The organism is Streptomyces sp. WELS2 (assembly GCF_013870595.1).
Lineage (GTDB): Bacteria > Actinomycetota > Actinomycetes > Streptomycetales > Streptomycetaceae > Streptomyces.
The window spans coordinates 1-7,784 of sequence record NZ_JACBWZ010000251.1 but is presented as its reverse complement, the minus strand read 5'-3'; the positions used below and the strand labels follow the sequence as shown (position 1 = coordinate 7,784).

Here is a 7,784-nt window from a genome sequence, read left to right as displayed (position 1 = left end):
GATGGCCATGATGCCTGCCCCCATCGTGCCGGCGCAGGCCGCGCCGGTCGCCGAGATCGCCCCGGCCGCCGTACCGGCCCGGAGCGACGGACCGTCCGACCGGTACGAGGCCGGGCTGAAGATCCGCCGCGAGGTGCTCGGCGACGCGCACGTCGACCGGACGCTGGCGGACTCCGAGGAGTTCTCCGGGGACTTCCAGGACTTCGTCACCCGCTACGCCTGGGGCGAGATCTGGGACCGGCCGGGCCTGGACCGCCGTACCCGAAGCTGCGTCACGCTGAGCGCGCTGGTCGCCGGCGGCCACCTGGAGGAGCTGGCCGCCCACACCCGGGCGGCCCTGCGCAACGGGCTGACCCCGGCCGAGATCGCCGAGGTGCTGCTGCAGACCGCCGTCTACTGCGGGGTGCCGGCCGCGAACAGCGCGTTCCGGGTCGCACAGCGGGTCATCCGCGAGGAGACCACGCCCGCCGGGTAGTGCCGCGCACGGTGGGCGCGGGCGTGAAGATGGGAGACATGAAGCTCACGAAGAAGTCCCACGCCTGCGTCCGCCTCGACAAGGAGGGCCGGACGCTCGTCATCGACCCGGGCGCCTTCTCCGAGGAGGACGCGGCGCTCGGCGCGGACGCCATCCTGATCACGCACGAGCACCCGGACCACTTCGACGAACTCCGGCTGCGGGCCGCCATGGAGAACAACCCGGCCGCCGAGATCTGGACGCTGGAGTCCGTCGCCGAGCGGATCACGGCCGCCTTCCCGGGCCGGGTGCACACCGTCGGCCACGGCGACACCTTCACCGCCGCCGGCTTCGACGTGCAGGTGCACGGCGAGCTGCACGCGGTGATCCACCCCGACCTGCCCCGCGTCACCAACGTCGGCTACCTGATCGACGGCGGCGCGGTCTTCCACCCCGGCGACGCCCTCACCGTCCCCGGCCACCCGGTGCGGACGCTGCTGGTGCCGGTGATGGCCCCCTGGAACAAGATCTCCGAGGTGATCGACTACGTCCGCGAGGTCGCCCCGCGGCGCGCCTACGACGTGCACGACGCCCTGCTCACCGACCTCGCCCTGCCGATCTACGAGGGCCACCTCGGCCGGCTGGGCGGCACCGACCACCAGCGCCTGGCACCCGGGGCGGCGGCGGAGGTCTGAGCCCGTTGTCACAGGCTCCGGGTAGGTTGTGAGGCATGCGCATCGCCACCTGGAACGTGAACTCGATCACCGCTCGCCTGCCCCGGCTGCTGGCCTGGCTGGAGAGCAGCGGCACCGACGTGCTCTGCCTCCAGGAGGCCAAGATCGCCGAGGAGCAGTTCCCGTTCGACCAGCTGCGCGAGCTGGGCTACGAATCGGCGGTCCACGCGACCGGCCGGTGGAACGGCGTGGCGGTGCTCTCCCGCGTCGGCATCGAGGACGTGGTCAAGGGCCTGCCCGGCGACCCCGGCTACGACGGCGTGACCGAGCCGCGCGCCATCTCGGCGACCTGCGGCCCGGTCCGCGTCTGGTCGGTGTACGTGCCCAACGGCCGCGAGGTGGAGCACCCGCACTACGCCTACAAGCTCCAGTGGTTCGAGGCCCTGAAGGCGGCCGTCCACGGCGACGCGCGGGGCAGCCGCCCGTTCGCGGTCCTGGGGGACTACAACGTGGCGCCGACCGACGAGGACGTCTACGACGTGACGGCGTTCGAGGGCTCCACCCACGTCACCCCCGCCGAACGCGCCGCGCTCGCCGCCCTGCGCGAGACGGGCCTGGACGACATCGTGCCGCGCCCGCTGAAGTACGACCGGCCGTTCACGTACTGGGACTACCGCCAGCTGTGCTTCCCGAAGAACCGCGGCATGCGCATCGACCTCGTGTACGGCAACGAGCCGTTCGCCAAGGCCGTCAAGGACGCCTACGTGGACCGCGAGGAGCGCAAGGGCAAGGGCGCCTCCGACCACGCGCCGGTGGTGGTCGACCTGGACGTGTGATGCCACGCTGGGGGCATGCGTCTTCCGTTCCTGGGCCCCCGGCACGACAAGAACGGTGAGCCGGCGCCGCCCGCCGATCCCGAGGGGGTCGCCGCGCTGCTGTCCGAGTGCGATCTGCTGCGCTCGCAGGCGGCCCTGGGGGGCGTCCGCCTGGACGACACCCCGGCCTCCCTGGAGGCCCTGGACCAGATGGACCCGCGCTGGCGCGACGACCCCGAGACGCTGCTCTGGCTGGGCCATGACGCCGGGCTGTACCTGGGCACGGTCGTGGTGCGCACGGTGCCCGGCGCCGCCTGGCGGATCCGCTCCGACGGCGAACCCGTCGTACGGCTCGCCTCCGGGCGGACGGTGGAGGTGGTGCCGGCCGGGCAGGAGTGGGCCGTGAGCGGGGTCCCCGAACTGTCCCAGCTGTACGCCGAGATCGCCGAGGACTGAGCCCGGCCCCGGCCGCCCGCCGGCGAACTCCCGGACCGCCCGCTGACGTAAATACGGCTAATGCCCTGAAGGTGCGTGTCGTCCCTCGACCGCACGGCGGGCTGGATAGGTTGCGGCAACCGACACAGCCGAGAGCGAGCGGGGCTGCGGATGGCCGTCGATCCGTTGATCGAACTGCGCAACGTCAACAAGTACTACGGAGAGCTGCATGTCCTGAGGGACATCGACCTCACGGTCGGCAAGGGTGAGGTGGTCGTGGTCATCGGCCCGTCCGGCTCGGGCAAGTCGACGCTGTGCAGGACGATCAACCGGCTGGAGACCATCGAGTCCGGCACCATCACCCTCGACGGCCGGCCGCTGCCCGCGGAGGGCAAGGCCCTCGCCCGGCTGCGCGCCGAGGTCGGCATGGTCTTCCAGTCCTTCAACCTCTTCGCGCACAAGACCGTCCTGCAGAACGTCTCCCTCGCCCAGGTCAAGGTGCGCCGGCGGCGCCAGGAGGAGGCGGACCGGCGCTCCCGTGAACTCCTGGACCGCGTCGGCCTGCTGAACCAGGCCGGCAAGTACCCCGCCCAGCTCTCCGGCGGCCAGCAGCAGCGCGTCGCCATCGCCCGCGCGCTCGCCATGGAACCCAAGGCGATGCTCTTCGACGAGCCCACCTCCGCCCTCGACCCCGAGATGATCAACGAGGTGCTGGAGGTCATGCGGCAGCTCGCCCGGGAGGGCATGACCATGGTCGTCGTCACCCACGAGATGGGCTTCGCCCGCGCCTCCGCCAACCGGGTCGTCTTCATGGCCGACGGCCGGATCGTCGAGGACCGCAGCCCCGACGAGTTCTTCACCGCCCCGCGCAGCGACCGCGCCAAGGACTTCCTCTCCAAGATCCTCAAGCACTGACCGGGGGACCGCGATCCATGTGCCGTACCACCCGTGCGCCCCGCGCCCTGTGCGCGCTGCTCGTGCTGCTGGCCGCCGCCTGCGGCAAGGAGGGCAGCCCGCCCGGCAAGGGACCGGCCGCCGGGAAACTCCCGCACTACCGGGTGGCCCGGGACGTCCGCCTGCCCGCCTCCCGGACCTGGACCCGGGCCAAGCGGCGCGGCCACTTCGTCGTCGGCGTCAAGGAGGACCAGCCCTACCTCGGCGAGAAGGACCCGGCCACCGGCGTCTACTCCGGCTTCGACATCGAGATCGCCAGGATGATGTCCGCCTCGCTGGGCCTCGCGCCGAAGACCATCCGGTTCCGCACCATCGCCTCCGCCAACCGCGAGACCGCCCTGCAGAACGGCCAGATCGACTACTACGTGGGCACCTACACCATCAACCCCAACCGCAAGAAGCTCGTGGGCTTCGCCGGGCCGTACTACATGGCCGGCCAGTCGCTCCTGGTCCGCAAGGACGAGAACACCATCCACGGCCCGGCGGACCTCGCCGGCAAACGCGTCTGCTCGGCGGCCGGCTCCACGCCGTACCAGCGCGTCAAGGCCGACTACCCGAAGGCGGTCCTGGTCGCCTACGACACCTACTCCGTCTGCGTGGACAACCTCCTCACCTACCAGGTCGACGCGGTCACCACCGACGACGCCATCCTCATCGGCTACGCGGCCAAGGTCCCGAGCGAACTGAAGCTGGCCGGCGAGCCGTTCTCCAAGGAGCCCTACGGCATCGGCGTCCCGCGCGGCGACGACGCCCTGCGCCTCGCCCTCGACGACGCCCTGGCGGCCCGCGAGAGGAACGGCGACTGGAAGAAGGCCTACGAGGCCACGCTCGGCCTGTCCGGCGTGCCCGCGCCCCACCCGCCCGCCATCGACCGCTACCCGGCGGGCCGAGCGAGGACGGCATGAACGTACTGACAGACAACTTCTCGGCCTACGGCGCCGGTTTCCTCGGCACCCTCGAACTGACCGTCTACGCCTCCCTGCTGGCCCTCGCGCTGGGCTTCGTGATGGCGTCCTTCCGGGTCGCGCCCGTCGGCTCCCTGCGGGTCTTCGGCACCGCGTGGGTCACCGTGCTCCGCAACACCCCGCTCACCCTGCTGTTCTTCGCGGTGCTGCTCGGACTGCCCCGGTTCGGACTCGTCCTGCCCTTCGAGGTGTTCGCGGTCCTCGCCCTCGGCTGCTACACCTCCGCCTTCATCTGCGAGGCGCTGCGCTCCGGCATCAACACCGTGCCCGGGGGACAGGGGGAGGCGGCCCGCAGCCTCGGCATGACCTTCGGGCAGACCCTGTCGCTGGTCGTGCTGCCCCAGGCCTTCCGGTCCGTGATCCCGCCCGTCGGCTCCACCCTCATCGCGCTCGCCAAGAACTCCGCGATCGCGGGCGCCTTCAGCGTGACCGAGCTGCTCGGCACGTACAAGACGCTCAACGAACTCGGCTACGACATCGTCTGGACGTTCGTCTGGATCGCCGTCGGCTATCTGGTCGTCACGCTCGCCATCAGCGCCCTGTTCCACGCGCTGGAGCGCAGGTGGGGAGTCGCCCGGTGACCGCCGCCCCCGCGCTCTACGACGTCCCGGGCCCGCGCACCCGGCGGCGGCACGCCCTCTACGGCGCCCTGTCCACCGCCGTCCTCCTCGCGCTGCTCGCCTGGATCCTGTACCTGCTGTTCCACACCGGCCAGTTCACCGCGACCAAGTGGACACCCTTCGAGTACCAGGGCATCCAGCTGCTGTTGCTGCGCGGACTCGGCAACACCCTGAAGGCGTTCGCGATCGCGGCCGTCCTCTCCCTCGCGCTCGGCGGGGTGCTGGCCACCGGCCGGCTGTCGGACCACCGGCCGGTGCGCGCGCTCGCCACGCTCGTCGTGGAGTTCTTCCGGGCCATGCCGGTGCTGGTGATGATCTTCTTCATCTTCGTGGCGCTGCAGGTGCGGCCGCTGCCCGCGCTCGTCGCCGGACTCACCCTCTACAACGGCTCGGTGCTCGCCGAGGTCTTCCGCTCCGGTGTGCACGCCGTCGAACGCGGCCAGCGGGAGGCCGCGTTCGCGCTCGGCATGCGCAAGACGCAGGTCATGGCGTACGTCCTCGTACCGCAGGCGGTGCGCGCCATGCTGCCCGCCATCATCAGCCAGTTGGTGGTCGCGCTGAAGGACACCTCCCTCGGCTTCCTCATCACCTACGAGGAGTTTCTCCATGCCGGGAAACTCATCGCCTCCAACCTCGACTACGATTTGCCGTTCATCCCCGTGGTGATGGTGATCTCGCCGATCTACATCGGGATGTGCATGCTGCTCTCGTGGTTCGCCGGCTGGGTGTCCCGCCGTGAGCAGCGCAGCCCCAAGACCGAGGCGGTGGCTCACGCCCCGGCCGGCCCTGGGGCGCTGCTGCCCGGTGGGGAGCCCCCCATGGCCCCGGAACCCTGAGGGGGGCGGCAGTTCAACGGGCCAGGCTCGTCCGGCGGCAGCCGGAGATCACTGCTCGCGGAGCGGGACGGACACCTGTGACGGGTCGTCCCCACGGCGGGGAGAAGGTCAGCTGCGCGCCGGACGGGTTGTGCTCGGCGTGTGACATCCGCCACCGGCACGACCACGCCCGCGCCGTACGCGTGTTCGAGCTCCGGCATGGTGGGGCGGGGCACCGCGGCGTACTGTCGGTACAGCACCGTTCTGGTTACGCTGCGCGGACTGTCCCGACGGGAGGTACGCATGGGTCGCCCAGACAAGCGGAAACTGGCGGTTCTGGCGGTCACGGCCGCCATGGTGTCGGTGGGGGCGGCGGCGCCGCCCGCCGCGCCGGAGAGCCGGACGGCCACCAAGACACCCGTGGCCGTCGGTTACGGCGGAGCGGTCGCCAGCGTCGACGCGGACGCCTCCGCCGCCGGCATCGAGATCCTCAGGCACGGCGGCAACGCGGTGGACGCGGCCGTCGCCACGGCCGCCGCGCTCGGCGTCACCGAGCCCTACTCCTCCGGCATCGGCGGGGGCGGCTACTTCGTCTACTACGACGCGAGGACCCGCACGGTCCACACCATCGACGGCCGCGAGACCGCGCCGCTCGCCGCGGACTCCGGCCTGTTCACCGAGAACGGCAAACCGCTCCCCTTCGACCAGGCCGTCAGCAGCGGTCTGAGCGTCGGCACCCCGGGCACCCCCGCCACCTGGCAGAAGGCCCTGACGGAGTGGGGCAGCGAAAAGCTGCGCACGGTGCTGAAGCCGGCCGAGCGAATAGCCCGCGACGGCTTCACGGTGGACGACACCTTCCGGGCGCAGACCGCGGCCAACGAGACCCGGTTCCGCTACTTCCCCGACACCGTGAAGCTGTTCCTGCCCGGCGGCCGGCTCCCCGTCGTCGGCTCCACCCTGAAGAACCCCGAACTGGCCCGCACCTACGAGCAGCTGGGCCGCGAGGGCACGGCCGCCGTCTACCGCGGGGACATAGGCGACGACATCGTCAAGGCCGTCGAACACCCGCCCGTGGACCCCGCCTCCGGCTGGAACGCCCGCCCGGGCAAGCTCGCCGAGAAGGACTTCGCGGTCTACCGCGCCAAGCTCCAGGCCCCGACCAGGACCTCCTACCGCGGCCTGGACGTCTACTCCATCGCCCCCTCCTCCTCCGGCGGCACCACCGTCGGCGAGGCCCTCAACATCCTGGAGCGGACCGACCTGTCGAAGGCGGACCAGGTCCGGTACCTGCACCGCCTCATCGAGGCGAGCCGAGTCGCCTTCGCCGACCGCGGGCGCTGGGTCGGCGACCCCGCCTTCGAGGACGTACCGGCCCGGCAGCTGCTGTCGCAGCGGTACGCCGACTCGCGCGCCTGCCTCATCAAGGACGACGCCGTCCTCACCAGCCCGCTCGCCCCGGGCGACCCGCGCCGGCCCGCACCCTGCGGCAAGGGCGGCACCGCGGCCCCGACGACGTACGAGGGCGAGAACACCACCCATCTGACCGTGGCCGACAAGTGGGGCAACGTCGTCGCCTACACGCTCACCATCGAGCAGACCGGCGGCAGCGGCATCACCGTCCCCGGCCGGGGCTTCCTGCTCAACAACGAGCTGACCGACTTCTCCTTCGGCCCCGCCAACCCGGCCGTCCACGACCCCAACCTGCCCGGCCCCGGCAAGCGCCCCCGCTCCTCGATCGCCCCGACGATCGTGCTGGACCGGCAGGGCAGGCCCGTCGTCGCGGTCGGTTCCCCCGGCGGCGCCACCATCATCACCACCGTGCTGCAGACCCTGACCGGGTTCCTCGACCGGCGTCTGCCCTTGGTCGACGCCATCGCCGCACCGCGCGCCAGCCAGCGCAACGCGGCGAGGACCGAGCTGGAACCCGGGCTGTACGACAGCGAGCCGAGGCACCGCCTGGAGGCCATCGGGCACTCTTTCAGCCTCAACCCCGAGATCGGCGCCGCCACCGGCGTGCAGCGCCTGCCGGACGGCAGGTGGCTGGCCGCCGCC

General features: G+C 71.7%; 9 protein-coding genes. All 9 read left to right on the top strand.

Going from position 1 to position 7,784, the window contains the following annotated elements:
• A partial coding sequence (gene pcaC, locus H5J33_RS16605) for a 4-carboxymuconolactone decarboxylase (protein WP_181795684.1) occupies nt 1–475 on the top strand: 475 nt, incomplete at its 5' end.
• A 38-nt stretch (nt 476–513) separates the two neighbouring features.
• On the top strand, nt 514–1,149 hold the full coding sequence (locus H5J33_RS16600) for an MBL fold metallo-hydrolase (RefSeq protein ID WP_181795683.1): 636 nt from the start codon (nt 514–516) through the stop codon (nt 1,147–1,149).
• Between the two features lie 35 nt (nt 1,150–1,184).
• Complete coding sequence (locus tag H5J33_RS16595) at nt 1,185–1,964, top strand: exodeoxyribonuclease III (RefSeq protein ID WP_181795682.1); 780 nt, start codon at nt 1,185–1,187, stop codon at nt 1,962–1,964.
• A 15-nt stretch (nt 1,965–1,979) separates the two neighbouring features.
• Nucleotides 1,980–2,399, top strand: a complete 420-nt coding sequence (locus H5J33_RS16590; RefSeq protein WP_181795681.1) for a DUF6278 family protein — start codon at nt 1,980–1,982, stop codon at nt 2,397–2,399.
• Nucleotides 2,400–2,549: 150 nt separating this feature from the next.
• Nucleotides 2,550–3,293 (top strand): amino acid ABC transporter ATP-binding protein, encoded by a 744-nt coding sequence (locus H5J33_RS16585; RefSeq protein WP_181795680.1) that lies wholly within the window; start codon nt 2,550–2,552, stop codon nt 3,291–3,293.
• Between the two features lie 17 nt (nt 3,294–3,310).
• Entirely contained in the window at nt 3,311–4,237 is a 927-nt protein-coding gene (locus H5J33_RS16580) for a glutamate ABC transporter substrate-binding protein (RefSeq protein ID WP_181795679.1), read from the top strand.
• Nucleotides 4,234–4,878 (top strand): amino acid ABC transporter permease, encoded by a 645-nt coding sequence (locus tag H5J33_RS16575; protein WP_181795678.1) that lies wholly within the window; start codon nt 4,234–4,236, stop codon nt 4,876–4,878. The genes H5J33_RS16580 and H5J33_RS16575 overlap by 4 nt, the downstream gene beginning before the upstream one ends.
• Nucleotides 4,875–5,753 carry an amino acid ABC transporter permease gene (locus tag H5J33_RS16570; RefSeq protein WP_181795677.1) on the top strand — a complete coding sequence of 293 codons (879 nt, stop codon included), beginning with the start codon at nt 4,875–4,877 and terminating at the stop codon, nt 5,751–5,753. Before H5J33_RS16575 ends, H5J33_RS16570 begins: the two co-directional genes overlap by 4 nt.
• 282 nt (nt 5,754–6,035) lie before the next feature.
• Nucleotides 6,036–7,784: gamma-glutamyltransferase (gene ggt / locus H5J33_RS16565; protein ID WP_181795676.1), on the top strand; the 1,749-nt coding region annotated here is incomplete at its 3' end.

Coding starts and splice junctions, on each gene's coding strand:
- H5J33_RS16600 (WP_181795683.1), top strand. CDS start 514: ATGAAGCTCACGAAGAAGTCCCACGCCTGCGTCCGCCTCGACAAGGAG.
- H5J33_RS16595 (WP_181795682.1), top strand. CDS start 1,185: ATGCGCATCGCCACCTGGAACGTGAACTCGATCACCGCTCGCCTGCCC.
- H5J33_RS16590 (WP_181795681.1), top strand. CDS start 1,980: ATGCGTCTTCCGTTCCTGGGCCCCCGGCACGACAAGAACGGTGAGCCG.
- H5J33_RS16585 (WP_181795680.1), top strand. CDS start 2,550: ATGGCCGTCGATCCGTTGATCGAACTGCGCAACGTCAACAAGTACTAC.
- H5J33_RS16580 (WP_181795679.1), top strand. CDS start 3,311: ATGTGCCGTACCACCCGTGCGCCCCGCGCCCTGTGCGCGCTGCTCGTG.
- H5J33_RS16575 (WP_181795678.1), top strand. CDS start 4,234: ATGAACGTACTGACAGACAACTTCTCGGCCTACGGCGCCGGTTTCCTC.